This is a genomic window from Arthrobacter sp. KBS0703 (genome assembly GCF_002008315.2).
Lineage (GTDB): Bacteria > Actinomycetota > Actinomycetes > Actinomycetales > Micrococcaceae > Arthrobacter.
The window spans coordinates 1,180,989-1,205,393 of the sequence record NZ_MVDG02000001.1 but is presented as its reverse complement, the minus strand read 5'-3'; the positions used below and the strand labels follow the sequence as shown (position 1 = coordinate 1,205,393).

Here is a 24,405-nt window from a genome sequence, read left to right as displayed (position 1 = left end):
TTCAGGCCTCTGCTTTTTCGACGGTGATGCGGGGTTCCCCGGAGTCGGCCGGAACGGTGTCCAGTTCCAGCGTCAGGGTTTCGGTCTTGACTAGTTCAGCGTTCGCCAGCAGGGCGTCCAGCACGTTCTGCGCGGCCGTGACGGTGGTCCGGATCCGGTCGCTGACGTTCAGCCCGGCGTCCTTGCGGGCCTGCTGGATGGCGCGGACGGTGTCACGGGCCAGCCCTTCGGCTTCAAGCTCCGGGGTCACCTCGGTGTTCAGGACCACGAAGCCGCCGCCGGGCAGCACCGCGACGGACGCCGAACCGCCCTCGGACTCGGCCACCACGGTCTCCAGCGTGTACTCCTGCGGCTCCAGTTCGAGCCCGCCCGCGGTCACCACGCCGGCCTCGGAGACGGACCAGTCACCGGACTTGGAGCCCTTGATGGCGAGCTGGACGTTCTTGCCGAGGCGCGGGCCCGCGGCCCGGGCATTGACCACCAGCTTCTGTTCGATGCCGAATTCCTCCGGGGAGGCGCTGGCGGCGTCGAGCATGCGCACCCGCCGCAGGTTCAGTTCATCGGCGACGACGGCGGCGAACCCTTCCAGCGCATCCGCACCGGGTGCCACCACAGTGAGTTCCTGCAGCGGCAGGCGGACGCGGAGGTTCGCGGCCTTGCGCAGCGAGGAACCGGTGGAGCAGATCTGCTGGACCCGGTCCATCGCCTCCACGAGGGCGGGGTTCGCCGGGAACAGCCCGGCGTCCGGCCAGTCGGCCAGGTGCACGGAGCGGCCGCCGGTGAGTCCGCGCCAGATTTCCTCCGAAATGAGCGGCAGCAAGGAGGCGGACACACGGCTGACGGTTTCCAGCGCCGTGTACAGCGCATCGAAGGCGTCAACGTCCTCGTCGAAGAAGCGCTGGCGGCTGCGGCGGACGTACCAGTTGGTGAGCATGTCCAGGTAGCTGCGGAGTTCGTCGCAGGCCCCGGAGATGTCGTAGCTGTCCAGCTGCGCGGTCATGTTTCGGACCAGGTCCCCGGTGTTGGCCAGCAGGTACTGGTCCAGGGTGTCGGAGTAGCCGTCGTAGCGCAGCTGCGCGTCGTAGCCGTCGCCGCCCTTGGCCGCGTTCGTGTACAGCGTGAAGAAGCTGTAGACGTTCCAGAGCGGCAGGATGACCTGGCGGACGCCGTCGCGGATTCCCTGTTCGGTGACCACCAGGTTGCCGCCGCGCAGGATGGGGCTGGACATCAGGAACCAGCGCATGGCGTCGGATCCGTCGCGGTCCAGGACCTCGGAGACGTCCGGGTAGTTGCGCAGGCTCTTGGACATCTTCTGCCCGTCGGAGCCAAGCACGATGCCGTGGCTGATCACGTTGCGGAACGCCGGCCGGTCGAACAGCGCGGTGGACAGGATGTGCAGCATGTAGAACCAGCCGCGGGTCTGCCCGATGTATTCCACGATGAAGTCCGCGGGGTTGTGGGTGTCGAACCACGCCTCGTTCTGGAACGGGTAGTGGACCTGGCCGTAGGGCATGGAGCCGGAGTCGAACCAGACGTCCAGGACGTCCTCGACGCGGCGCATGACGGACTGGCCCTCTTCGGGGGTGCGGGGGTCGTCCGGGTTGGGACGGGTCAGTTCGTCAATGAACGGGCGGTGCAGGTCAACCTGGCCGTCGTTGTTCAGCGGCAGGCGCCCGAAGTCGGCTTCGATCTCGGCCAGGGAACCGTAGACGTCGGTCCGCGGGTATTCGGGGTCGGTGGACTGCCAGACGGGGATGGGGCTGCCCCAGTAGCGGTTGCGGCTGATGGACCAGTCGCGGGCGTTGGCGAGCCACTTGCCGAACTGGCCGTCCTTGACGTTACCCGGGATCCAGTTGATCTCCTGGTTCAGCTCGGACATGCGGTCCCGGAACTTGGTGACTTCCACGTACCAGGAGGACACGGCGCGGTAGATCAGCGGGTTGCGGCAGCGCCAGCAGTGCGGGTAGCTGTGCTCGTAGCTGGCCTGGCGGACCAGGCGGCCCTGGGCGCGGAGCACCTGGGTGATGGGCTTGTTGGCGTCGAAGACGTGCAGGCCGGCGATGTCGTGCAGGTCGCCGTGCTTGAACAGCGGCAGGAACTTGGCGCCCTCGTCGACGGACAGGATCACCGGGATGCCGACTTCCTCGCAGACCTTCTGGTCGTCCTCGCCGTAGGCGGGCGCCTGGTGGACAATGCCGGTGCCGTCCGTGGTGGTGACGTAGTCAGCCACGAGGATGCGCCAGGCGTCCTCCGTGCCGAACTTTTCGGTGTCGCTGAAGTCGTGCCAGAGCGGCTCGTACCGGAGCCCTGCGAGCTCGGCGCCCGTGTGGGTGGACGTGACGGCGGCGGCCGCGGCGGCGCCGTCGTCGTACCCCAGATCCTTGGCGTAGGTGCCCAGCAGCTCGGCCGCGAGCAGGAAGCTGCCGGTCACGGGCGCTTCCGGCGACGCGGCCTTGATGCCGTTGGGTCCGGCGGGCAGCACGGCGTAGCTGATGTCAGGCCCGACGGCGAGCGCCAGGTTGGTGGGCAGCGTCCACGGCGTCGTGGTCCAGGCGAGCGCCTGGACCCCTGCCAGCTGCCGGGAGAGCCCTGACTCCCCTGCCGTGATGGGGAACGTCACCGTGACGGTCTGGTCCTGGCGGTTCTTGTAGACGTCGTCATCCATGCGCAGCTCGTGGTTGGACAGCGGCGTCTCGTCCTTCCAGCAGTACGGCAGGACGCGGTAGCCGTTGTAGGTCAGGCCCTTCTCGTGGAGCTGTTTGAAGGCCCAGAGCACCGACTCCATGTACTCGACGTTGAGGGTCTTGTAGTCGTTCTCGAAGTCCACCCAGCGCGCCTGGCGGGCGACGTAGCTCTTCCACTCGTCGGCGTACTTCATGACGGAGGCGCGGCAGGCGTCGTTGAACTTGTCGATGCCCATGGCTTCGATCTGGGTCTTGTCCGTCATGCCCAGCTGCTTCATGGCTTCGAGCTCGGCGGGCAGGCCGTGGGTGTCCCAGCCGAAGCGGCGCTCCACGCGCTTGCCGCGCTGGGTCTGGTAGCGGCCCACCAGGTCCTTGGCGTAGCCGGTCAGCAGGTGCCCGTAGTGCGGCAGGCCGTTGGCGAAGGGAGGGCCGTCGTAGAAGACGAATTCGTTGCTGCCAGGGGCGCCGCCGGGAAGGTCGGCGGGGCGCTGGTCGATGCTTGCCTGGAAGGTGCCGTCCTGGTCCCAGTATTTGAGGATGCGTTCTTCAACCTCCGGGAACTTCACGGAGGCGGACACGCCGGAGGTTTTGGCGCCTGCACCTGACGGTGCGGCTGAGGCCTTGGGGTAATAGGTCATCTCGACATCCTGGGTTGAGCTGTGAACAAGTGGATCATTCAGGATGCGAGGACGGCCCGTGCGCTGTTGTCCAACAGCGTTGGACAATGCAACCCGGCACCGCGGTACCACCTCACTTACCGGCACCGGTCCCCCAACTGGAGTACCGGCGTCGGCCGCTCATTGCTGCTGTGACGGGCTTACCCGTCCGGTTCTAATGGCCTGGTGCGCCGTGCGGCACGCCGGACGTTCTTCCGGAAGCTCACCGGTGATGGCCGGGTCAAAGCTGGTTCCTCCAGTCTAACGGCTGTGCTGACGGACTCCATAACCAGTGGGCCGTAGTAATTCACCCGCGGCGAACTGTCCGTGCCTAGACTCGATCCCATGACCGACGCCGACAGGAACCCTTCCGAACGCCCTCCGGCGCCCCCGGGACGCGGCGCCGGCGCTTCGAAGCACGGACGGCCCTTCGTCTGGCAGCTGCTGGCGTTCGCCGTGCTCCTGCCCGTGGCGTCGCTGTCGATCTTCCGGGCCGTCCCCGCGGAATGGCCGACGCCCGTGGTCCAGCTCCTGTCCTTCACGCCCTGGATGGTGATTCCGGCCATCGCGGCCATGGCGCTTGCCCTGCTGAGCCGCCGCGTGCTGGCCATGGCCGCTGCCGCTGTCCTGCTGGCGGCGCAACTGTTCTGGCTCTGGCCGCCCGACGCCGGCCGTGCGGACGCCGGGGGCTCTTCCGCTGACACGGCCGGCTCGTCGGTCCCGCTGACAGCCATGAACATCAATTCCCGGTTCGGCCAGGCCGATGCGGCCGAAATCGTCCGGCTGGTCCGGGAGAACGGCGTGGGCCTGCTGACGGTCCAGGAGCATACCCAGGCACTTGAAGACCGGCTGGAGGCCGAGGGGCTGGGAAGGCTCCTGCCGCACAGGATCAGCAGTCCCACGGATGACGGCGCCGGCAGCGCGACCTATTCCAAGTACGAGATGCAGGCTGTCGGCTTGGTGCCGGACACTCCCTTCCAGATCCGCACGGTGCGGCTGCAGCTGCAGGACGCCGGGCACGGGGCCACGCTCGAAGTGACAAACGTTCATGCGCTGCCGCCGGTGGACGTCCGGGTCGGCCAGTGGCGGAGCGACCTCGCGGCGCTGGGCAGGCTCCTTGGCCGCGCCGGACCCAGCGGGCCCGGCAACCGGCTGCTGATCGGAGATTTCAACGCCACCTACGATCACGCCGAGTTCCGGAGCGTTCTCGACGGCGGTCCGGGCGGACGAAAAATGGTGGACGTGGGGACGGCGTCCGGCGGCCGGCTCATGCCCACATGGCCCATGGAACCCACCTGGCCCATGGAGGGCATCCCGCTGCCCGGCATCGTCATCGATCACCTGGTGACGACGCCGCACATCAGGAACTCCGGCTACGCAGTGCACCGTATTCCCGGAACCGACCATGCCGCTGTGATGGCCACGTTGAGCGTTCCGGCGGCCGGCTAGATCCATACGCTGCCGCCCGGACGGGCAGCCCGGACGCGCAAAAGGGCGGGGCGCCCCGCCCTCCTTTCACAACCCGTTGCGGGGTCAGCGCCCGGGAACAGGCTGCTTGCTCTGCGGGAGCTTCATGCCGGACTCGGCCATGACATCGCGGAGGCGGTCCGGGTAGGCGAAGGTGAGGTCCTTGATGTACTTGCCGACGTACGGGAACATCGGGTCCCCCGGCGTGACCGGGCCAGTGTCGGCGCACTTCTTGTCGCTGATCCTGCGGTCGTGCGTGATGACCTCGCGCCCGTCCTTGGTGATCTGGAGGTCAAGCTCAAGCGTGGTGACGCCGGTTTCCAGGGCCTTGGCGAAGGCCGGAAGGGTGGACTCGACCGTGAGTCCGATCCCGCCCCGGTGGGCCTGGAGGTCGAAGTGGTTGTCTCCGCCCTGGGCGTAGGTGTCCGCAGCCATTGCGTGGGACGGAATGGCGAGGAGCAGGGCTGCGCTGAGTACGGCAGCGCCAAGCGTCGTCAGGGTGTGCATGTGGTGTTCTCCACTCTGGTGGTGTGCATGTGGTGTTCTCCACTCTGGTGGTGTGCAGGTGCACGTGCCACCGTGGCGGCCGGCTGCCAACGGCCGGCCACCACTGCCCGACATCCGGACCAATCCGGGGTGAACGTCCGGTGCCGTTACGCCTGTTTGCGGATCAGCTTGTGAGTCGCCGCCTGCGCCACCGGCCGGATCACGATCTGGTCCAGATTGACGTGGTGCGGCGCGCACACCGCGTACCGCACCACATCCGCCACGTCCTCCGCCGTGAGGGGCTTTTCCACGCCCTGGTAAACCTTGCTGGCGGCGGCGGGGTCGCCCAGCCTGTTGAGGGCGAACTCTTCGGTCTGGACCAGCCCGGGGAGGACCTCGATCACGCGGATGTTGTGTTCGGCCTCCTCCAGCCGGAGTGCTCCTGTCAGGGCATGCTGGGCGAACTTGGCGGCGTTGTAGCCGGCACCGCCCTCGTAGGCGGTGAGCCCGGCCGTGGACGTCAGGTTCAGGACCGTGCCTTCGCCGCCCTGCCGCAGCATGGGCAGGAACGCGCGCGTGAGTTTCAAGGTGCCGAGGACATTAACCCGGTACATCCAATCCCAGTCGTCCGTGTTGGCCTGCCCCACGGGATCGGCCCCGCGGGCGCCTCCGGCGACGTTGATCAGGGTGTCGATCCCGCCGGCCGCCGTCACGTCGGCCAGGAGCCTGGCGACATCCGCGTCCTCGGTGATATCGGCCGGAATGGCGACGGCGCCGGTCTCGGCTTCCAGCGCGGCCAGCCGTTCCTGTCGCCGGGCCACCGCATAGACCGTCCACCCTTCGGCCCTCAATGACCGGACGGTCGCTTCCCCGATGCCGGTGCTCGCGCCGGTAACTACAGCTGCTTTTGTGTTCGAAACCTCAGTCATGGCACCACCCTAGCGCCATTCGGCAGCAGCGCTCAGCGCCGTCCGCCCCTAGAAACTCCTGGCTTCGAGGAACTCCAGCAGCACCCGGGCATGGTTCACTTCCGGGTCCCTGGCCCCGTACAGCAGCGTCACCTTCTGGTGCCGTGACGCCAGGTCCAGCAGCTGTTGCACCGCGGGGTTGTCCTCCAGTTCGTCCTCATACTGGGCCCGGAAATCGGCGAACCGCTCCTGCATGTGGGCGAATTCCTGCCGCAGCGGCGGCGACGGCGCGATTTCCTTGAGCCAGAGCTCAAGGCGGGCCCTTTCCTTGCTGACGCCGCGCGGCCAGAGCCTGTCCACCAGAACCCGGCAACCGTCGTCGTCCGCGGGATCGTCATAGATGCGCTTAATCCGGAAAGAACCGCCTGCATGTTCCATACGCGGCATGCTACTGCAGGCCGGCCGGGAGGCGCCGCTGCAGGCTACCTCTGCGGGGCATGAAACAATTGGCCCATGGCTGAATCAACGCAGGGTACAGACACGCCCGCCACCGCCCCCATCAACGTTCCCGACAAGCCGGCCCTTGAAGGCCTCGAGGCTGCCCTGACGCAGCGCTGGCTGGACGAAGGAACCTACAAGTTCAACCCGGACACCACCCGGGAGCAGGTCTATTCGATCGACACTCCCCCGCCGACGGCGTCAGGCTCCCTCCACGTGGGCCACATGTTCTCGTTCACGCACACTGACGTCCAGGCCCGCTACATGCGCATGACCGGCAAGAACGTGTTTTACCCGATGGGCTGGGACGACAACGGCCTGCCCACCGAGCGCCGCGTGCAGAACTACTACGGCGTCCGGTGCGATCCGGCCATCCCCTACGACGCCGGGTACCGGCCGCCGGCACAGCCTGCGAAGAACCAGCGCGACTTCGACGTCGTCTCCCGGCAGAACTTCATCGATCTCTGCGAGGAACTCGCCGTCGAGGACGAGAAGGTGTTCGAGAACCTGTTCCAGACCCTGGGCCTGTCGGTCGACTGGAACCTGACCTACCGCACGATTGATGACACCTCCCGCGCCGTCTCCCAGCGCGCCTTCCTCGCGAACCTGTCGGCCGGCGACGCCTACATGGCCGAAGCCCCCACCCTGTGGGACGTGACGTTCCGCACCGCGGTGGCCCAGGCCGAGCTCGAGGACCGCGAAGTGCCGGGCGCGTACTACCGCTACCCGTTCTTCACCGCCGACGGCGAGAAGATCTACATCGAGACCACGCGTCCCGAACTGCTGGCGGCCTGCGCCGCGCTGGTGGCAAACCCCGACGACGAGCGCTACCAGCCGCTGTTCGGTAAGACCGTAAAGTCCCCGCTGTTCGACGTCGAACTGGAGGTCAAGGCGCACCCGCTGGCCAAGGCGGACAAGGGCTCCGGCATTGCCATGGTCTGCACCTTCGGCGACCTGACGGACGTCACCTGGTGGCGTGAACTGCAGCTTCCCACGCGTGCGATTGTGGGCCGCGACGGCCGCATCCTGGCCGACACCCCGGAGTGGATCACCACCGACGCCGGCCGTGAAGCGTACGCGGCCATCGCCGGCAAGACCGTTTTCTCGGCCAAGGAAGCCGTGGTAGAGCTCCTCACCGAGGCCGGCCTGCTGGACGGCGAACCCAAGAAGATCACCCACCCGGTGAACTTCTTCGAGAAGGGCGACAAGCCGCTCGAGGTTGTCACCTCCCGCCAGTGGTACATCCGCAACGGCGGCCGTGACGCGGACCGCCGCGAACGCCTGATCAGCCGCGGCCAGGAAATCAACTTCCACCCGTCCTTCATGCGCTCGCGCTACGAGAACTGGATTGCCGGCCTGAACGGCGACTGGCTGGTCTCCCGCCAGCGGTTCTTCGGCGTGCCGATCCCGGTCTGGTACCCGCTGGATGCCCAGGGCAACCCGGACTACGACCACCCGGTCCTGCCGTCCGATGAGTCCCTGCCGGTCGATCCGGCCGCGGACGCCGCGCCCGGCTTCGAGGAGTCCCAGCGCGACCAGCCCAACGGCTTCACGGGCGACGCCGACGTGCTGGACACCTGGGCCACGTCCTCGCTGACCCCGCAGATCGTCGGCGGCTGGAGCCGGGACGAGGACCTCTTCGCCAAGGTCTACCCGTTCGACCTCCGCCCGCAGGGCCACGACATCATCCGCACATGGCTGTTCTCCTCGGCCGTGCGCGCCGACGCCCTGCAGGACAGCGCACCCTGGAAGCACGCGGCCATCTCCGGCTGGATCCTGGACCCGGACCGCAAGAAAATGTCCAAGTCCAAGGGCAACGTGGTGGTGCCGACGGACGTCCTGAACGAGTTCGGCTCCGACGCCGTCCGCTACTGGGCCGCCTCCGCCAAGCTCGGCGCCGACACCGCGTACGAGATCGCGCAGATGAAGATCGGCCGCCGGCTGGCCATCAAGCTCCTCAACGCCTCCAAGTTCGTGCTGAACCTGGGAGCGACGGAGAACTCGGTGGTCTCCACGGACCTGTCCGTGCTGACCAACCCGCTGGACCGCGCGGTGCTGGCCCAGCTCTCCGACGTGATTGCCCAGGCCACCAAGGCGTTCGACAACTACGACTACGCCAGGGCCCTGCAGATCACCGAATCGTTCTTCTGGCAGTTCACCGACGATTACGTCGAGCTGATCAAGGACCGCGCCTACGGTGCTGCCGGCGAGACCGAGCAGGCCTCCGTGCTGGCCGCCCTGGCCACCACGCTGGACTCGCTGCTGCGGCTCTTCGCCCCGTTCCTGCCCTTCGCCACGGAAGAGGTCTGGAGCTGGTGGCGGACAGGCTCGGTGCACCGCGCCGAGTGGCCGGCCGCGCTGGAGATCACCGCCGGGGACACCACCATGCTGGGCACTGTGGGCGTTGCCCTCAGCGGTATCCGGAAGGCCAAGTCCGAGGCCAAGGTCAAGCAGCGCACCGGGGTGCTCGCAGCGACCATTACGGCCAATGCCTCGCTCGTGGCCCAGCTCGAGGCCGGGCTCGGCGACCTCAAGGCCGCGGCGAATGCCCAGGAGATCACGTTGGCTACCGGCGACGGCGAACTGACCGTGAGCGGCGTGGAGCTGGCTCCGGCAGAGGAGCCCGCCCAGGCCTGACGCCGGTCCGGAGTCATTCCGCTGACATCAGGAAGCTGACGAGGGCGCCGTGCCAGGAAAACCTGGCCGGCGCCCTCGCTCATTCTCCGTGTCTGTGGCCCGCCGCCCGGGCCTCTGCTTCGCTGATCGCCCAGGCTGCGTTGACGAGGCCGATGTGGCTGAACGCCTGCGGGAAGTTGCCCAGCAGCTCGCCGCTGTCCGGCGCGACCTCTTCGGCCATCAGGCCCAGGTCCGTCGCGAACGCGGCTGCCCGCTCGAAGACGGCCCGGGCGCGCTGGGTGAGTCCGGCGAGGGCGAGTGCGTGCGCCAGCCAGAACGTGCACAGCAGGAACGTGCCTTCCTCCCCTGCCATGCCGTCGTCGGCCAGGTAACGGTACACGAGGCCGCGGGCGTCCGTGAGCCGCCCCTCGATCGCCTCAATCGTGGCGATCATGCCCGGATCATCTGCCGGCAGGAAGCCCACGACGGAGAGCAGCAGGGCCGAGGCGTCGAGCTCGTCTGAGCCGTACGCCTGGGTGTAGGCGTTCGCCGCCACGCTCCATCCCTCGGTGCGGATGGACTCCGCAATCGCGTCCCTCGCCTCCGTCCAGCGCGGGACCCTTTCGGTTGCGTGCAGGATTCCGGCGAGGGAGATGGCGCGGTCCACAGCGACCCAGCACATGAGCTTGGAGTGCAGGTAGTGCCGCGGCTCCCCGCGGACTTCCCAGATGCCGTGATCGGCGGACTCCCAGCGCGCGGCGGCCGTGTCCGCGGCGTCGGCGAGGAACGTCCGTGTTTCCGGGGCCAGTTCCGCGAGGTACTGCGGCAGGGTGGCGGCAGCGTCCAAGAGCTCGCCGTAGACATCGAGCTGGCGCTGGTTCCAGGCGCCGTTGCCCACCCGTACCGGAGCGCTGCCGCGCCAGCCCGGCAGGTGCGCGAGTTCGCGTTCGGGCAGCTCCCGTTCCCCCCCGATGCCGAACATGATCTGCAGTTCCTCGCCGCCGGCTAGCTGGCGGGCGGCCGCGGTGGCCAGGAACTGGAAGAACGTCCCGGCCTCGTCCGGGCAGGCCGCCACCCACAGGGCCTGCAGCGTCATGCTGGCGTCCCGGATCCAGGTGTAGCGGTAATCCCAGTTGCGCGCACCGCCGGCCACCTCCGGCAGCGACGTGGTCGGAGCAGCCACGATGGCCCCGGTGGGGTAGTAGCTGAGCGCCTGCAGAATCCGTCCGCTGCCGGCCACGAGCTCCTGCCACGGGCCGCGGTAGTTCTGGTGCATCGCGGACCAGCTGGTCCAGCCCTGGACGGTATCCCCGAGCCTGCGTCCGATCTCATCCTGGCTCCAGAACCCCGTGACCGCGCCCCCGAGCTCACCTGAACCGGGGGCTCCCTTTGAAGAGTGCGGAGAGTGGAGGGCAAAGCCGACCACGTCCCCGGCGGAGAGGGTGAAGCGCACCTGCGCCGTACCGGCGTCGTCGTCGTTGTTGATCCGGAACGGCATCGGCGTCGAGAACGTCAGGACCGTGTCTCCCGCGCGGACCAGGACACCGCCGTCGGCTGCGCTGAGCAGCGGCCGTGCGAGGCCATAACCGGGCCGGGCGCAGAGGACGATGTCGACGTCGACCGAGCCCTGCGTGCAGGACACCTGCCGCAGCAAACTGCCCGGCGAGTCCGCACCGAGCTCGTGGCCCCGCCGGCCGTCACCGAGGGCGAGGGCATCCGTGACGGTCACGCACCCGTCCGCGGTGGTGTGGGTGGTTTCCAGGACCAATGTGGGGCCGAGGTAGCGGCGGGTCGAGGAGTAGGCCCCGGCGGGCCGGACCGACCAGTATCCCGCCTCGGGGCCGAGGATCCGGCCGAACACCGAGGGGCTGTCGAAGCGGGGGAAGCAGAGCCAGTCCACGGAGCCTGCTGCGCTCACCAGCGCGCCCGAGCAGCAGTCGGACAGGAGGGCGTAGTCCGCGATCGGTTCACTGCTCATGGACACACCTGACCGGGCTGTTCGGGCAAGTTTCGGGTGGCAAGCTTCTTGGGGGCCACGCATTCAGGGCAAAGGGGAAGCCCCATCAGCGTTTTGCCGTTGGTGGGGCTTCGACTTTTCGGTTATCTCGTGACGTCTGCGATAACCTGGCGAGATCCTCGGATTTTCAGGTCTTCCTACCTCGTCACTGGTAGCCATCATCTGCCTTTGCCGAAGGCTGCGACAGATGAGTGTCACTGAATCTTTGGTTCTCGTGTCCCTCTTCTTTCGAAGTGGGTAAGAACCATTGTTGTCCGCCGGATTTGGATGCGCAATAGCCCCGGCAGAACTACTCTGATGTAGTTCTGCCGGGGCTACCGGTGCCTCAAACTGGCGTGAACGGCCGCTTGCTGCCTAGTCGAAGGCGGGGCTCTCGGTCCGGCTGCGCTTGATCTCGAAGAAGTGCGGGTATGAGGCCAGAGTGACCGTCGCGTCCCACAGCCGGCCGGCTTCCTCGCCGCGGGGAATGCGGGTCAGCACGGGGCCGAAGAAGGCTGTGCCGTTGAACGCCACCACGGGTGTCCCGACATCCTGGCCGACCAGGGAGATGCCCTGCTCGTGGCTGGCGCGGAGCTGGACGTCGAACGCGTCGGACTCGGCGGCCGCGGCCAGTTCCGCCGGCAGGCCGCAATCGGCCAGGGCCTTGCTGATGACGATCGAGAAGTCCTTCTGGCCGCCGTCGTGGATCTGCAATCCCATGGCGTCATAGAGCGGCTTGACCACGTGGTCGCCGTGCTGTTCCTGGGCGGCGATGATGACGCGGACCGGGCCCCATGCCTTGTCCATGGCTTCGCGGTACTTGGGGTCCAGGTCCCGGCCCTCGTTGAGCACGGAGAGGCTCATGACGTGCCACTCGGTGCTGATGTCACGGACACCTTCGACCTCGCCGATCCAGCGGGACGTGATCCAGGCGAAGGGGCACAGGGGGTCGAACCAGAAGTCGGCCTTGTTGGAAATGGTTTCAGTCATGGATGAATCCTTCTCTCGTCGTGGTGAGCGGGCAGCGCCCGGCCATGGCCGGCGCGCAGTGACGGCGGCACGCCGCGATGGCGCGCGCGAATGCATCACGTGAGGTCAGCGGGAGTGGCATACGGCAGGCATGCCCTCATGCACAGCGACGAATTAGGCGGATTTATTCCGACGCTTGGCCACCACATCATGCGCGATCATGGTGGGCTGCGCCTTCTTGGCAACGACGTCGGCCGTGATCACCACACTGGCGATGTCATCCCTGCTGGGCAGATCGAACATCACCGGCAGGAGGACTTCCTCCATGATGGCGCGGAGACCGCGGGCGCCGGTTCCCCGCTCCAGGGCCTGGTCGGCGATGAGGTCCAGTGCGGCGTCGTCAAACACGAGTTCGACGCCGTCCAGCTGGAACATCTTCTGGTACTGCTTCACCAGGGCGTTCTTGGGAGTGGACAGAATCTGGATGAGCGCAGGGCGGTCCAGGTTCGACACAGTGGTGATGACCGGCAGCCGGCCGATGAACTCGGGAATGAGGCCGAACTTGAGGAGGTCCTCCGGCATCACTTCGCCATAGGAGTCGGTGGTGTTCTTAACCTCGTTGAGCGGGGCCCCGAAACCGATGCCCTTGCGCCCGGAGCGCGAACCGATGATGTCCTCTAGGCCGGCGAAAGCGCCGGCGACGATGAAGAGGACGTTGGTGGTGTCGATCTGGATGAATTCCTGGTGCGGGTGCTTGCGCCCGCCCTGCGGCGGAACCGACGCCACGGTGCCCTCGAGGATCTTCAGCAGGGCCTGCTGGACGCCCTCGCCGGAGACGTCGCGGGTGATCGAAGGGTTCTCGCTCTTCCGCGAGATCTTGTCGATCTCGTCGATGTAGATGATGCCCTGTTCGGCCTTCTTGACGTCGTAGTCCGCGGCCTGGATGAGCTTGAGCAGAATGTTTTCGACGTCTTCGCCAACGTAGCCGGCCTCGGTCAGGGCCGTGGCGTCGGCGACGGCGAACGGCACGTTCAGGCGTCGTGCCAGGGTCTGCGCCAGGTAGGTCTTGCCACAGCCGGTGGGGCCGATCAGGAGGATGTTGGACTTTGCGATTTCGACGTCGTCGTGATGGACGCCGTCCGCCAGGCTGCCGCTCTTGGGGGCGTGGCCGGCCTGGATCCTCTTGTAGTGGTTGTAGACGGCGACGGCGAGGGACCGCTTGGCGGGTTCCTGGCCGATGACGTATTCCTGCAGGAAGTCGAAGATTTCCCGGGGCTTGGGCAGTTCGAAACTGCCCAGATCGGCTACTTCCGCGAGTTCTTCTTCAATGATCTCGTTGCAGAGCTCAATGCACTCGTCGCAGATATAGACGCCGGGCCCGGCAATGAGCTTGCGCACCTGCTTCTGGCTCTTTCCGCAGAAAGAGCACTTGAGCAGATCCGTGCTCTCGCCAATCCGAGCCATATGTGAACCCCTTAGTATCTTGCTGCGAGTGCAGCTGTGCACGGTTGCTTGAATCACGGTCATCCCCTGGCGGATCGGGCCGTGATTACATCCACTCTAGGTCACATTCGGCCTGAGGGGTGGAAACCGGACGCCGGTGCGGCCCAAAAAATCTGAACCTCACCGGCGCCGGGAAAACATCCTCTTACCTGACAATCGCCTGCGGCTTGATCTTGCGCGAATCCAGCACCTGGTCAATCAGGCCGTAGTTCATGGCCTCGGCGGCGGTAAGGATCTTGTCGCGCTCGATGTCGTTGTTGACCTGCTCCGAAGTCCGGCCCGAGTGCTTGGCCAGCGTGTCCTCGAGCCAGGACCGCATCCGCATGACTTCCGCGGCCTGGATCTCAAGGTCCGAGGCCTGGCCCCCCTGGCCGCCGGACAGGGCCGGCTGGTGGATCAGGACACGGGCGTTGGGCAGGGCAAGCCGCTTGCCGGGGGTACCCGCAGCAAGCAGGACTGCGGCCGCGCTGGCCGCCTGGCCCAGGCACACGGTCTGGATCTCCGGGCGGATGTACTGCATGGTGTCGTAGATCGCCGTCATGGCGGTGAAGGAACCACCGGGCGAGTTGATGTACAGCGTGATGTCCCGGTCGGGGTCCGTGGACTCCAGCACCAGCAGCTGCGCCATGACGTCGTCCGCGGAGGCATCGTCAACCTGGACACCCAGGAAGATGATGCGGTCCTCGAAGAGCTTGGTGTAGGGGTCCTGGCGCTTGAAGCCGTACGGCGTGCGCTCCTCGAACTGGGGCAGCACGTAGCGGCTGGTCGGCAGGTTGCCGGCAGACGATCCGAAATTGTAGTTCATGTTCATTGCTCCTGGATTCAGTTCTGTCTACGTGCCGGTCAGTTCTCGCCGTTGGAGGCGGCATTCTGGGTGCCTCCGCCGCCGGCAACGGAACCTGCGTGGGCGGCGATCTTGTCGAAGAAGCCGTAGTCGAGGGCGTCCTTGGCCGTGAACCACTTGTCGCGGTCGTTGTCCTTGAGGATGGTTTCGACTGTCTGTCCGGTCTGCTCGGCGGTCAGTTCCGCCATGACCTTCTTCATGTGAAGGATCAGCTCGGCCTGGATCTTGATGTCCGAGGCAGTACCGCCGATGCCGCCGGAGGGCTGGTGCATCAGGATGCGGGCGTTCGGGGTGGCGTAACGCTTGCCCTTGGTGCCGGACGACAGCAGGAACTGTCCCATGGAGGCGGCGAGGCCGGTGGCCACGGTAACGACATCGTTCGGGATGAACTGCATGGTGTCGTAGATGGCCATGCCGGCGGTCACGGAGCCGCCGGGTGAGTTGATGTAGAGGTAGATGTCCTTCTCGGGGTTCTCCGCGGAAAGGAGCAGCAGCTGCGAGCAGATCGCGTTGGCGTTCTCGTCGCGGACCTCGGACCCGAGCCAGATGATGCGCTCTTTCAGCAGGCGGTTGTAAATGTAGTTGTCCTGGGCTGCCGGATCGACGGTTGCCATGCGGGGCGCCCCTGCTTGCTGTGACATATGTACTTACCTCTCGCTGGTGACGGTGACATCACTGAACTTCACTACTTGGACACTAACCGCTTTCGCAGCGGTTTTGTTCTTCGGAATCGCGCTGTTCGCTGACGGCGCACGATCGCAGCCGGCCGCATCGTCCGCGTGAATTCCGGGTCCCCGGCAACCGGGGCTTAAACGGAGAAGCCCCCGGATCCAGGGATCGGGGGGCTTGTCCGCAGCTGCCAGCTACTGGAACTTCACGGCTGATATGTCTGAGCTATCAGAACTTCGCCGCAGCGGGATCGTCGCTCGGTACGGCCTCGACCGCAGCGTCTTCTGCTGCTTCGCCTTCGGCGGCAGGAGCCTCTTCGCCGCCGGGGCGGACGAAGTCGCTCAGGTCAACCTTGTTGCCCTCGGAGTCCGTGACCTCGGCCTGGCCGAGAACAACGGCCAGCGCCTTGCGGCGGCGGACCTCGGAGACCATCATGGGGACCTGGCCGCTCTGGTCAATGATCTGGGCGAACTGGTTCGGGTCCATGCCGTACTGGCTGGCGGTGGTGACGATGTAGTCGATCAGCTCGTTCTGGCTGACGTTGACTTCTTCCTTCTCGGCGATGGCGTCGAGGATGATTTCGTTCTGGAAGGCACGCTCGGTGTTGGCCTTGACCTCGGCGCGGTGCTCCTCGGTGTCGTGCTCGCCTTCACCGTGGGCGTTCTCGGCGTTGAAGTGCTGCTCGAGCTGCTCTTCGACAACCGAGTCCGGGACGGGAACTGCCACGAGCTCGACGAGCTTGTCCAGGACCTTGTCGCGGGCTTCGACGCCCTGCTCAACGACCTTGGAGTCGGCGGCCTGCTTGGCGAGGTCTTCGCGCAGTTCAGCCAGAGTGTCGAATTCCGAAGCCAGCTGGGCGAAGTCGTCGTCGGCCTCAGGCAGCTCGCGCTCCTTGACGGACTTGACGACGACCTTGACCTGCGCGGCTTCGCCGGCGTGGTCACCGCCCACAAGGGTGGTGTCGAAGATGGCGTCTTCATCGGCGCTCAGGCCGGTGACTGCCTCGTCCATGCCTTCGAGCATGGTGCCGGCGCCAACCTGGTAGGACAGGCCCGCGGCGGAGTCAACCTCGGCGCCGTCGATGCTTGCCGTGATGTCGATGGTGAGGAAGTCGCCGTCAGCGGCGGGGCGCTCCACAGACTTGAGCGTGCCGAAGCGGCCGCGCAGTTCATCCAAGGCCTTGTCGACGTCCGCTTCGGAAGACTCCGCAGCGGCAACCTCAACCTTGATGCCGGCGTAGTCCGGAAGCTCGATCTCCGGGCGGACGTCAACTTCGGCGTGGAACTTGAGCTCGCCATCGGTTGCGGACGGGTCCGGAACCTCAGTGATCTCAACCTCGGGACGGCTCAGGGGGCGGATGCCCGATTCCTGAACGGCAGCCTGGTACCAGCCGTTGAGGCCTTCGTTAATGGCGGTCTCCAGCACGTAGCCGCGGCCGACGCGCTGGTCGATCAGCTTGGAGGGGACCTTGCCCTTACGGAAGCCAGGGACCTGGATCTGGGAAGCAACAGTCTTGTATGCCTCTTCGATGCTGGGCTTCAATTCCTCAAAGGGGACCTCAACATTGAGCTTGACCCGCGTGGGGGTGAGGTTCTCGACAGCGCTCTTCACAGTCTAAGTACTCCTGGGTTTTGTTGGATGGGGTTCTGCAAACGCGTGATTCTGTCCGGGCCATCGGCCCGGGCCGCAGAGTCGGGGTGACAGGATTTGAACCTGCGACTTCCTGCTCCCAAAGCAGGCGCTCTAGCCAAGCTGAGCTACACCCCGTAATGCACAGGACAGTCTACGTTCATACCTGCCGGCTTTGCACATTTGACACGTGGGGCATGAATTAGGTTTAGTTATATCCGGCTTCAACAGCCAGACCGAAAGATTGAGTGAAGGCCGCAGGCCTGAACGCTTTCCTACGGGGACGTAGCTTAATGGTAAAGCCTCAGTCTTCCAAACTGATTACGCGGGTTCGATTCCCGTCGTCCCCTCCAGCACAAAGGGCCCCTCACCGAGGGGCCCTTTCTTGTGTCGCGGGGACCTTCTTCCGGAGATCAGCCGGCGCGCTGGCATGACGGGCACCAGTACAGTTTGCGCGCTGCATGCTCCGTCAGCGCCACTGGCGTGCCGCAGACGCGGCAGGGCTGGCCGTGGCGGCGGTACACGAAATGCGCGTCCTCGGCCGGCGGCAACGGAGCCGATCTGCTCCAGAAAGCCGCTGTCGTGGTGATGATCCTGCCGTCGCGGACGCCGTCGGCCATCACAGCGGCAGTGTCATCCCAGAGGAGGCCGGCCGCCTCCGCCGTCAGCGAGCTGCCGGGAAGCCAGGGGTCCATCCGCCGGCGGAACAGCACTTCGGCGCGGTACACGTTCCCGACGCCGGCAATCACCTTCTGATCCATCAGCAGGGATGCCAGCGGCATCCGGCGGGCCAACACGCGCCGGACAAAGTCATCGCGGCCACCACTCCCGTTGGGCGGCGGATCGGCTTCCTGCCGCGGATCCCGCATATGAAGCTGTCTCTTATACACATCTAGATGTGTATAAGAGACAGCGGGTCGGGTCCGAGCCGGGCCAGCACGGCATCCGCGTCCGCCTCGGTGATGGCGGCGCAGGTGGTGGCTCCGCGCAGGTCGGCCCAGCCGTGCTTCCCCGCCAGCCGCACGCGTACGGCGCCGACCGGTGCGGGCGGCCCGGCGTAGGCCGCCGGCGCGGCGTCGTCGGGAACCTCCCGCTCCCCCACCTTCCGCGGCGCGCCGATGCTGGACGCACCGCGGAATTCGCTGTCCCCGCCGAAGTCCCATGCACCGTACAGTCCGAGGTGGACGTGCAGGACCATGCCGTGGTCGAAGCGCAGGAACAGATGCTTCCCGTGCGCGTCGGCGCACATCAGCGTGCGTCCGTCCAGGAGCGCGGCCCCGGCGGCGAAGCGGCCCTGCGGGCTGGTCACGGCAAGCTGCTCGCCGGCGAAGACGTCACCGAACTGGCGGGCAAGCCGGTGGATAGAGTGCCCTTCAGGCACTACTCGACGACCTCGCCCGTGGTTTCGTAGGCTGCTATTTTGCCGATCCGGCGGATGTGGCGCTCGTCGTTGCTGAACGGCTCCTGCAGGAATGCCTCAATCAGGGCAGTTGCTTCCTCGACGCTGTGCTGGCGGCCGCCGACAGCCACGACGTTGGCGTCGTTGTGCTGGCGCGCCAGGACGGCGGTGGAGTGGTTCCAGGCCAGCGCCGCGCGGACACCCTTGACCTTGTTGGCAGCGATCTGTTCGCCGTTCCCGGAGCCGCCCAGCACGATGCCCAGGGCGTGGACGCCGGCGGACTGGTCCGCCACGACCGCGAGCGCGGCATTGATGCAGAAGGCCGGGTAATCGTCCAGGGCGTCATATTCCCTCGGGCCGTGGTCCACCACGTCGTAACCCTTCGCGGACAGGTGGCTCACCAGGTGGGCGCTCAGCTCCATGCCGGCGTGGTCAGTGGCGATGTGGACCCGCGGGAATGCAGGAGTAGTGGTCACGGTAGCTTCCGTTCAGTCATGAGCACCGGGCCGCGGCCGGGCTGGTACAGGTCAGATCAACAGATCCAAGAGTACTAGCTGTGCCTGCCCGGGCTGCAGGAAGCTACGCGCCCCCGTCGCCTGCGGAAGGAGGGCGGCCTTCGCCGCGGGCCCGGGCAGCCACCCGCGTCAGGACCTCGGCAAGGCGCGCCGCCGAGTCGGAGTTTCCGCCGCTCACCGCGAGCCGATGTCCGTCAGTTTTCCGGACCACGACGGCGGGACCGCTGCTCACGAGCACGGCTGCTGTTTCGCCGTGGTGGCGGTATCCCCATCCCCCATAGTCGGCGGCGCGGACATCCGCGGGATCGGCCGCCGAAATGGCGGCGGCCGGCACGTCCACGACGGGAAGGATCCCGGCAACGAACACGCGCAACCCGCTGCGGTCCGCGGTAACCCTGGCGAAAAGGAATGCGGCGCCGACGACGGCCGCCGCAACCAGCAGGGCACCCAGCCAGGGAACGGCGATGGCAAGGAGGGCGGCCGGAAACAGGCTGGCGATGCCGATCATGACAAAAACGGAGCTCCGGGCGTGGACCCAGAGCCGGATGGAATCGGTGGCGAGCTCGGGGTCGAGCGCCTGTTCAAGGGCCCGGTCATCCTCCGGGGTCCACTGCTGGTCGGCCTTGAAGACAAACCCGATGATGACGCCCAGGGCGAGGGCGGCGCCGCTTCCCATGGCCAGCACTATCACGTCCACGCTGGACTCGCGGGCATCCGTGACCCCGGCCTGTCCCACGAGTCCGGCCGCCAGCACGCTGGTGATAAACAGGCTGACTGTCAGCCCGGCGCCCATCATGATCCGGCGCATCACGGTGGGGCGTGACACGGGCACGGCCTGGAGCAGCACCAGCCAGCCGGCCACGACGATCATGGCGGACCCGACGCCCACATAGGCGGGGAACGGCGCAAAGGCCGTTCCGCCGTCGTCGTTCCATCTGACCGCCAGCGGCTCCGGCAGATCCGGGCGAAGCAGGACGGCACAGACTGTGAAGCCGGCAGCGAGCAGCAGGGGGAAACCGATGGCGAACCGCAGTGCCTTCGTGTCCACAGCATCGAGGAGCTTTCCCATGCCTTAACGCTACCCCTGAGCCTGCTCCGGCGCGGAGAAAGTGATCCGCGCAACTTGCCAACGATGCGGGGAATGAAACAATGACTTCACAGTGACCCACTGACGGGCAGGCTGGGGCTTGTCCGGCAACCAACACCTTTGGAGGCACAACCTTGCCAGGTATGAACCTGACGCGCGCCGAAGCTCGCGAGCGCGCCGACCTGATCGCCGTCGATTCCTACGATGTCGCCCTGGACCTGACCACGGGCGAGACAGTCTTCGGCTCGACCACCACGGTGAAGTTCACGGCTGTACCGGGGTCCTCGACGTTCATCGACGCCGTGACGCAGAGCGTCCACAGCGTGACCCTGAACGGCCGTGAACTCGATCCTGCCAAGGTATCCGACGGCGTCCGGATCCAGCTGCCGGACCTCGCCGAACACAACGAACTCACGGTGGTGGCGGACGCGCCGTATATGAACACCGGCGAGGGGCTGCACCGCTTCGTTGATCCGGTGGACGGCGAGGTCTACCTGTACACGCAGTTCGAAGTGCCCGACTCCCGCCGGATGTTCGCCGTCTTTGAACAGCCGGACCTCAAAGCAACGTTCAGGTTCAGCGTGACGGCGCCGTCACACTGGGACGTCATCTCCAACTCCCCCACGCCGGCCCCCGTGGAGGCCTCCCCGGCGGGAGACGGCCGCGCCCGCTCGGTCTGGGAGTTCAGCCCCACCCCGCGCCTGTCCTCCTACGTCACGGCGCTGATCGCCGGTCCGTACCAGTCCGTGCGCAGCGACGTCACCAGCTCCGACGGCCGGGTGGTCCCGCTGGGCGTGTTCGCCCGGAAGTCGCTCATGCAGTACCTCGACGCCGACAACATCTTCGAACTCACGCGGCAGGGGTTCGAGTTCTTCGAAGCGCAGTTCGGCTGCCCCTACCCGTTCGAGAAGTACGATCAGCTCTTCGTCCCCGAATTCAACGCCGGAGCCATGGAAAACGCCGGGGCGGTGACCATCCTCGAAGGCTACGTGTTCCGGGGCAAGGTGCCGGAGGCCCAGGTGGAGCGCCGCGCCATCACGGTCCTGCACGAACTGGCCCACATGTGGTTCGGCGACCTGGTGACCATGCGCTGGTGGAACGATCTCTGGCTCAACGAGTCCTTTGCCGAGTACATGTCCCACCTCGCCGCGGTGGAGAACACGAAGTTCCAGAGCGCCTGGACCACGTTTGCCTCGGTGGAGAAGTCCTGGGCCTACCGCCAGGACCAGCTCCCCACCACCCATCCCATCTTTGCCGAGATCAACGACCTCCAGGACGTCGAGGTCAACTTCGACGGCATCACCTACGCCAAGGGTGCCTCCGTGCTGCGCCAGCTCGTGGCCTGGGTGGGTCCGGAGCAGTTCATGTCCGGCGTCCGCGAATACTTCGCCAAGCACTCCTGGAAGAACACCGAGCTGGGCGACCTGATGATCGAACTGGAGAAGGCCAGCGGACGCGACCTGGACCAGTGGGGCCGGCTCTGGCTCGAAACCGCCGGCGTGAATTCGCTCAAGCCGGAGCTGACAGTCGACGCCGACGGCACCATCACGGCCTTCGCCATCCTGCAGTCCGCTGTGGCCGACCAGCCCACCCTCCGGCCGCACCGGCTGGCCGTGGGGTTCTACGACGTCACCGAGGAAGGAAAGCTGGAGCGCGTCCACCGCGAGGAGCTGGACGTCGACGGCGACCGGACGGACGTGCCGGAACTCGCCGGCCTCCAACGGCCGGACCTGATCCTGCTCAACGACGACGACCTCGCGTACGCGAAGGTCCGGCTGGATGAGAAGTCCCTCGCAACCGCCAAGTCGCACCTGAAGGATTTCCGGGAAAGCCTTCCGCGCACGCTCGTGTGGGGCTCCGCCTGGGACGCCGCCCGCGACGGCGAGAGCCCGGCCCGCGGCTATGTGGACCTGATCCTGGCCAACATCGCCTCCGAGAGTGACTCGTCGGTGATCCTGGTCCAGCTCCGGCAGCTGGCAACCACGCTCACGTTCTATGTGGCGGAGGAGCACCGCGAAGCCGCGTCGGTGGCCGCCGGAGACCGGCTCTGGGAGCTCGCCTCGGCCGTTCCCGGCGGTTCGGATGCGCAGCTGCAGTTCATCAAGTCCTACGCCCTGCTGGCCCGGAGCGGCGCGCAGCTGGACAACGTGGCCGGGCTGCTGGACGGCTCCGTCACCTTGAACGGGTTGACGGTCGACCAGGACCTGCGCTGGGAACTGGTGGCCTCACTCGTGGTGGGTGGACGGCTGGGCCAGGAACAGATCGACGCGGAACTGGAGCGGGACAACACCTCCAGCGGGCAGAACGCTGCGGCGCTGGCGAAGGCCGCGATCCCCACGGCGGAGGCCAAGGCGGCGGCCTGGGAGTCGATCGTGGTCAAGGGCGAGCTATCCAACGCCATCCAGGGCTCTGCGGTCACCGGCTTCACCCGCGTGCTGGACACCGCACTGCTGGAGCCGTACGCGGAGAAGTACTTCGCGGCCGTCCCCGGCATCGTGGCGGAGCGGACCTTCGCACTGGCGCAGCAGGTCGTCGTCGGGCTCTACCCGGCGCAACTGACCACGCAGGCCACCGTGGACCGCACCGACGAGTTCCTCGCGTCACTCCCCGAGGACAGCGCGGCGCTGCGCCGCATGATGCTGGAAAACCGCGACGGCGTCGCCCGGGCACTGCGGGCACGCGCGGCCGACGTCTGAGCCGCAGGTGCCAGAGCGGCGCGATGTGAACTGCGGGCGCTCTAAACTGGCCCCATGGGCCTTGATGAGCACCACTATTCACTGACCGTCCGCTGGACCGGCAACCTTGGAAGCGGCACGTCGTCCTACCGGGAGTACTCCCGGGACCACGACGTCGAGATTCCGGGGCTGCCGGTCCTCAAGGGCTCCGCCGACCCCACGTTCCGCGGCGACCGGTCGCGGTACAACCCCGAGCAACTGCTCCTGACGGCACTCGCCCAGTGCCACATGCTGTCCTTCCTGCACGTGGCGGTGAAGCACGGCGTCGTCGTCCTGTCGTATGAGGACAACGCCACGGGCATGATGCGGCTCAACCGTGACGGCAGCGGGCAGTTCGAGAAGGTGACCCTCCGGCCGCGGGTAACGGTGGCCGACGCCGCCCACATCGCGCTGACCCAGGAAATGCACCGGGAAGCCAACGCCCTGTGTTTCATCGCCCGCAGCGTAAATTTCCCTGTACTGCACGTTCCGGATACCACAGCGGCCGGAAGTTAGCCAGCGGGATACACCGCTACGCTTAAAACTGACCAGAGAGCAGGCCGCCGCCGGAAGACCGGCGGATACCCCCGGCCGCCGTCGGACAGCAGCAAGGAGCATCCCTACAGATGTACAGCATGTTTACAACGCCCTCGGCCTCGCTGGAGCCCACCGGTTTCGACGTCGCCGGCATCGCGATCAGCCTCGGTGCAGGCATCATCCTGTGGCTGCTGGCGAGCTTCGTGATCTCCCGGATCACCAAGCGTGTCGCCAGCGGAACAGCGCTGTTCAAGAAGCCGCACTTCAAGTGGGTCGCCCCCGCCCTCCGCGCCCTCGACCACGAGCGGCGGGTCCAGCGCGCCAACACCATCGGGTCGCTGCTCAACAGCGTGGTGGGCGTGGTCATTGCCGTCATCACCAGCATCTACGTGCTGAAAAACCTTGACGTGGACGTCGCGCCGCTGCTGACAAGCGTCGGTATCCTGGGTATCGCCATCGGCTTCGGCGCCCAGCAGCTGATCCGCGACTTCCTTGCCGGAATCTTCATCACCATCGAGGACCAGTACGGTATCGGAGACATCATCGAGACCAGCGAAGTGGTGGGCGTCGTCGAATCGATCGGCCTGCGCATCACCCGTGTCCGTGATGACAACGGGGCCATCTGGTATCTCCGCAACGGCGAAATCCTCCGCGTGGGCAACCGGTCCCAGGGCAATTACGTGGCCCCAGACGATGAGCCAGGCGAGGGGCCGCTCGAGGCTGAACCCCAGCACGGACCGCAGCAGAAGGCCGGAGAATAGCCATGACCCTTCCCACTCCCTCCGAACCCAACGCGCCGCAGCAGCTGATGCGTAATGACCCCTTCAGCCAGCCCGGTTACACGGACAACTTCTACGATGCCGTGGGCGGCCACGAGACCTTCGTGAAGCTCATCGACGTGTTTTACGACGGCGTGGCCAGCGACCCGCTGCTGCGGCCGATGTACCCGGAAGAGGACCTTGCTCCGGCGAAGCGGCGCTTCCTGATGTTCCTCGAACAGTACTGGGGCGGGCCCACGACGTACGGCGAAGAGCGCGGACATCCGCGGCTGCGGATGCGCCACATGCCGTTCCGGGTCACGCCCGAGGCCAAGGACCGCTGGCTGCACCACATGCGCACGGCCGTGGACTCGCTCCAGCTGCCGCCGCTGCACGAGGGCACCCTGTGGGACTACATGGAACGGGCGGCGCTGTCCATGGTGAACAGCCCGTCTGAAGCATAGGTCCGG

At 66.5% G+C, this 24,405-nt stretch carries 18 protein-coding genes, 2 tRNA genes and 1 pseudogene; 7 read left to right on the top strand and 14 right to left on the bottom strand.

Annotation, left to right across the window (positions count from 1 at the left end; translation table 11 throughout):
- Position 1: 1 nt before the first annotated feature.
- Entirely contained in the window at positions 2 to 3,322 is a 3,321-nt protein-coding gene (ileS, locus tag B1A87_RS05695) for an isoleucine--tRNA ligase (RefSeq protein WP_078028812.1), read from the bottom strand.
- 363 nt (positions 3,323 to 3,685) lie between these two features.
- Here ileS and B1A87_RS05690 point away from each other — a divergent pair, with 363 nt between their 5' ends.
- A complete protein-coding gene (locus B1A87_RS05690; protein WP_260680693.1) occupies positions 3,686 to 4,789 on the top strand; it encodes an endonuclease/exonuclease/phosphatase family protein in 1,104 nt (367 codons plus the stop codon).
- Between the two features lie 84 nt (positions 4,790 to 4,873).
- Here B1A87_RS05690 and B1A87_RS05685 read toward each other — a convergent pair whose 3' ends face one another.
- From B1A87_RS05685 to B1A87_RS05675, 3 genes are all read right to left on the bottom strand, one after another.
- Positions 4,874 to 5,314, bottom strand: a complete 441-nt coding sequence (locus tag B1A87_RS05685) for a glycerophosphodiester phosphodiesterase family protein (protein WP_395940226.1) — start codon at positions 5,312 to 5,314, stop codon at positions 4,874 to 4,876.
- A 146-nt stretch (positions 5,315 to 5,460) separates the two neighbouring features.
- Positions 5,461 to 6,222, bottom strand: a complete 762-nt coding sequence (locus tag B1A87_RS05680; protein ID WP_078028811.1) for an SDR family oxidoreductase — start codon at positions 6,220 to 6,222, stop codon at positions 5,461 to 5,463.
- A gap of 48 nt (positions 6,223 to 6,270) precedes the next feature.
- Positions 6,271 to 6,639 carry a DUF488 domain-containing protein gene (locus B1A87_RS05675; RefSeq protein ID WP_078028810.1) on the bottom strand — a complete coding sequence of 123 codons (369 nt, stop codon included), beginning with the start codon at positions 6,637 to 6,639 and terminating at the stop codon, positions 6,271 to 6,273.
- 75 nt (positions 6,640 to 6,714) lie between these two features.
- Between B1A87_RS05675 and valS the strand changes: the two genes are divergently transcribed.
- Entirely contained in the window at positions 6,715 to 9,336 is a 2,622-nt protein-coding gene (valS, locus tag B1A87_RS05670; RefSeq protein WP_078028809.1) for a valine--tRNA ligase, read from the top strand.
- A 79-nt stretch (positions 9,337 to 9,415) separates the two neighbouring features.
- Here the strand turns inward: valS and B1A87_RS05665 are convergent, their stop codons facing one another.
- From B1A87_RS05665 to B1A87_RS05635, 7 genes are all read right to left on the bottom strand, one after another.
- The gene (locus B1A87_RS05665; protein ID WP_078028808.1) at positions 9,416 to 11,293 is read right to left on the bottom strand and encodes a glycoside hydrolase family 15 protein; all 1,878 of its coding nucleotides are present in this window, start codon (positions 11,291 to 11,293) and stop codon (positions 9,416 to 9,418) included.
- A 393-nt stretch (positions 11,294 to 11,686) separates the two neighbouring features.
- Complete coding sequence (locus tag B1A87_RS05660; protein WP_078028807.1) at positions 11,687 to 12,301, bottom strand: DsbA family protein; 615 nt, start codon at positions 12,299 to 12,301, stop codon at positions 11,687 to 11,689.
- A gap of 153 nt (positions 12,302 to 12,454) precedes the next feature.
- Positions 12,455 to 13,744 carry an ATP-dependent Clp protease ATP-binding subunit ClpX gene (clpX, locus tag B1A87_RS05655; RefSeq protein WP_078028806.1) on the bottom strand — a complete coding sequence of 430 codons (1,290 nt, stop codon included), beginning with the start codon at positions 13,742 to 13,744 and terminating at the stop codon, positions 12,455 to 12,457.
- A 184-nt stretch (positions 13,745 to 13,928) separates the two neighbouring features.
- Positions 13,929 to 14,588 (bottom strand): ATP-dependent Clp protease proteolytic subunit, encoded by a 660-nt coding sequence (locus B1A87_RS05650; protein ID WP_078028926.1) that lies wholly within the window; start codon positions 14,586 to 14,588, stop codon positions 13,929 to 13,931.
- A 38-nt stretch (positions 14,589 to 14,626) separates the two neighbouring features.
- Positions 14,627 to 15,241 (bottom strand): ATP-dependent Clp protease proteolytic subunit, encoded by a 615-nt coding sequence (locus tag B1A87_RS05645; protein ID WP_078028805.1) that lies wholly within the window; start codon positions 15,239 to 15,241, stop codon positions 14,627 to 14,629.
- 283 nt (positions 15,242 to 15,524) lie between these two features.
- Complete coding sequence (tig, locus tag B1A87_RS05640; RefSeq protein ID WP_078028804.1) at positions 15,525 to 16,907, bottom strand: trigger factor; 1,383 nt, start codon at positions 16,905 to 16,907, stop codon at positions 15,525 to 15,527.
- Between the two features lie 81 nt (positions 16,908 to 16,988).
- Positions 16,989 to 17,063 (bottom strand) — tRNA-Pro (locus B1A87_RS05635).
- Between the two features lie 141 nt (positions 17,064 to 17,204).
- Here B1A87_RS05635 and B1A87_RS05630 point away from each other — a divergent pair.
- Positions 17,205 to 17,278, top strand: a tRNA-Gly gene (locus tag B1A87_RS05630).
- Positions 17,279 to 17,338: 60 nt separating this feature from the next.
- Here the strand turns inward: B1A87_RS05630 and B1A87_RS05625 are convergent.
- The 3 genes and pseudogenes from B1A87_RS05625 to B1A87_RS05615 all read right to left on the bottom strand — a co-directional run bounded on the left by B1A87_RS05625 (position 17,339) and on the right by B1A87_RS05615 (position 19,908).
- Positions 17,339 to 18,306, bottom strand: a pseudogene (locus B1A87_RS05625) (Fpg/Nei family DNA glycosylase).
- Positions 18,306 to 18,800 carry a ribose-5-phosphate isomerase gene (locus tag B1A87_RS05620; protein WP_078028802.1) on the bottom strand — a complete coding sequence of 165 codons (495 nt, stop codon included), beginning with the start codon at positions 18,798 to 18,800 and terminating at the stop codon, positions 18,306 to 18,308. The pseudogene B1A87_RS05625 and the gene B1A87_RS05620 overlap by 1 nt, the downstream one beginning before the upstream one ends.
- Positions 18,801 to 18,903: 103 nt before the next feature.
- Entirely contained in the window at positions 18,904 to 19,908 is a 1,005-nt protein-coding gene (locus B1A87_RS05615; protein WP_078028801.1) for a hypothetical protein, read from the bottom strand.
- 161 nt (positions 19,909 to 20,069) lie between these two features.
- Between B1A87_RS05615 and pepN the strand changes: the two genes are divergently transcribed.
- From pepN to B1A87_RS05595, 4 genes are all read left to right on the top strand, one after another.
- Entirely contained in the window at positions 20,070 to 22,622 is a 2,553-nt protein-coding gene (gene pepN, locus B1A87_RS05610) for an aminopeptidase N (RefSeq protein WP_078028800.1), read from the top strand.
- A 54-nt stretch (positions 22,623 to 22,676) separates the two neighbouring features.
- Positions 22,677 to 23,156: an OsmC family protein gene (locus B1A87_RS05605; RefSeq protein ID WP_078028799.1), complete on the top strand. Its 480-nt coding sequence runs from the start codon at positions 22,677 to 22,679 to the stop codon at positions 23,154 to 23,156.
- 110 nt (positions 23,157 to 23,266) lie between these two features.
- Positions 23,267 to 23,938: a mechanosensitive ion channel family protein gene (locus tag B1A87_RS05600; RefSeq protein WP_078028798.1), complete on the top strand. Its 672-nt coding sequence runs from the start codon at positions 23,267 to 23,269 to the stop codon at positions 23,936 to 23,938.
- Positions 23,939 to 23,940: 2 nt separating this feature from the next.
- On the top strand, positions 23,941 to 24,399 hold the full coding sequence (locus B1A87_RS05595) for a globin (protein ID WP_078028797.1): 459 nt from the start codon (positions 23,941 to 23,943) through the stop codon (positions 24,397 to 24,399).
- Positions 24,400 to 24,405 lie beyond the last annotated feature (6 nt).

Excerpts from the sequence above, each read along its gene's own strand:
- B1A87_RS05675 (WP_078028810.1), bottom strand. The coding sequence starts at position 6,639 with ATGGAACATGCAGGCGGTTCTTTCCGGATTAAGCGCATCTATGACGAT.
- B1A87_RS05645 (WP_078028805.1), bottom strand. The coding sequence starts at position 15,241 with ATGGCAACCGTCGATCCGGCAGCCCAGGACAACTACATTTACAACCGC.
- B1A87_RS05605 (WP_078028799.1), top strand. The coding sequence starts at position 22,677 with ATGGGCCTTGATGAGCACCACTATTCACTGACCGTCCGCTGGACCGGC.
- valS (WP_078028809.1), top strand. The coding sequence starts at position 6,715 with ATGGCTGAATCAACGCAGGGTACAGACACGCCCGCCACCGCCCCCATC.
- ileS (WP_078028812.1), bottom strand. The coding sequence starts at position 3,322 with ATGACCTATTACCCCAAGGCCTCAGCCGCACCGTCAGGTGCAGGCGCC.
- B1A87_RS05685 (WP_395940226.1), bottom strand. The coding sequence starts at position 5,314 with ATGCACACCCTGACGACGCTTGGCGCTGCCGTACTCAGCGCAGCCCTG.
- B1A87_RS05600 (WP_078028798.1), top strand. The coding sequence starts at position 23,267 with ATGTACAGCATGTTTACAACGCCCTCGGCCTCGCTGGAGCCCACCGGT.
- B1A87_RS05690 (WP_260680693.1), top strand. The coding sequence starts at position 3,686 with ATGACCGACGCCGACAGGAACCCTTCCGAACGCCCTCCGGCGCCCCCG.
- B1A87_RS05595 (WP_078028797.1), top strand. The coding sequence starts at position 23,941 with ATGACCCTTCCCACTCCCTCCGAACCCAACGCGCCGCAGCAGCTGATG.
- clpX (WP_078028806.1), bottom strand. The coding sequence starts at position 13,744 with ATGGCTCGGATTGGCGAGAGCACGGATCTGCTCAAGTGCTCTTTCTGC.
- B1A87_RS05650 (WP_078028926.1), bottom strand. The coding sequence starts at position 14,588 with ATGAACTACAATTTCGGATCGTCTGCCGGCAACCTGCCGACCAGCCGC.
- B1A87_RS05660 (WP_078028807.1), bottom strand. The coding sequence starts at position 12,301 with ATGACTGAAACCATTTCCAACAAGGCCGACTTCTGGTTCGACCCCCTG.
- B1A87_RS05665 (WP_078028808.1), bottom strand. The coding sequence starts at position 11,293 with ATGAGCAGTGAACCGATCGCGGACTACGCCCTCCTGTCCGACTGCTGC.
- pepN (WP_078028800.1), top strand. The coding sequence starts at position 20,070 with ATGAACCTGACGCGCGCCGAAGCTCGCGAGCGCGCCGACCTGATCGCC.
- B1A87_RS05615 (WP_078028801.1), bottom strand. The coding sequence starts at position 19,908 with ATGGGAAAGCTCCTCGATGCTGTGGACACGAAGGCACTGCGGTTCGCC.
- B1A87_RS05680 (WP_078028811.1), bottom strand. The coding sequence starts at position 6,222 with ATGACTGAGGTTTCGAACACAAAAGCAGCTGTAGTTACCGGCGCGAGC.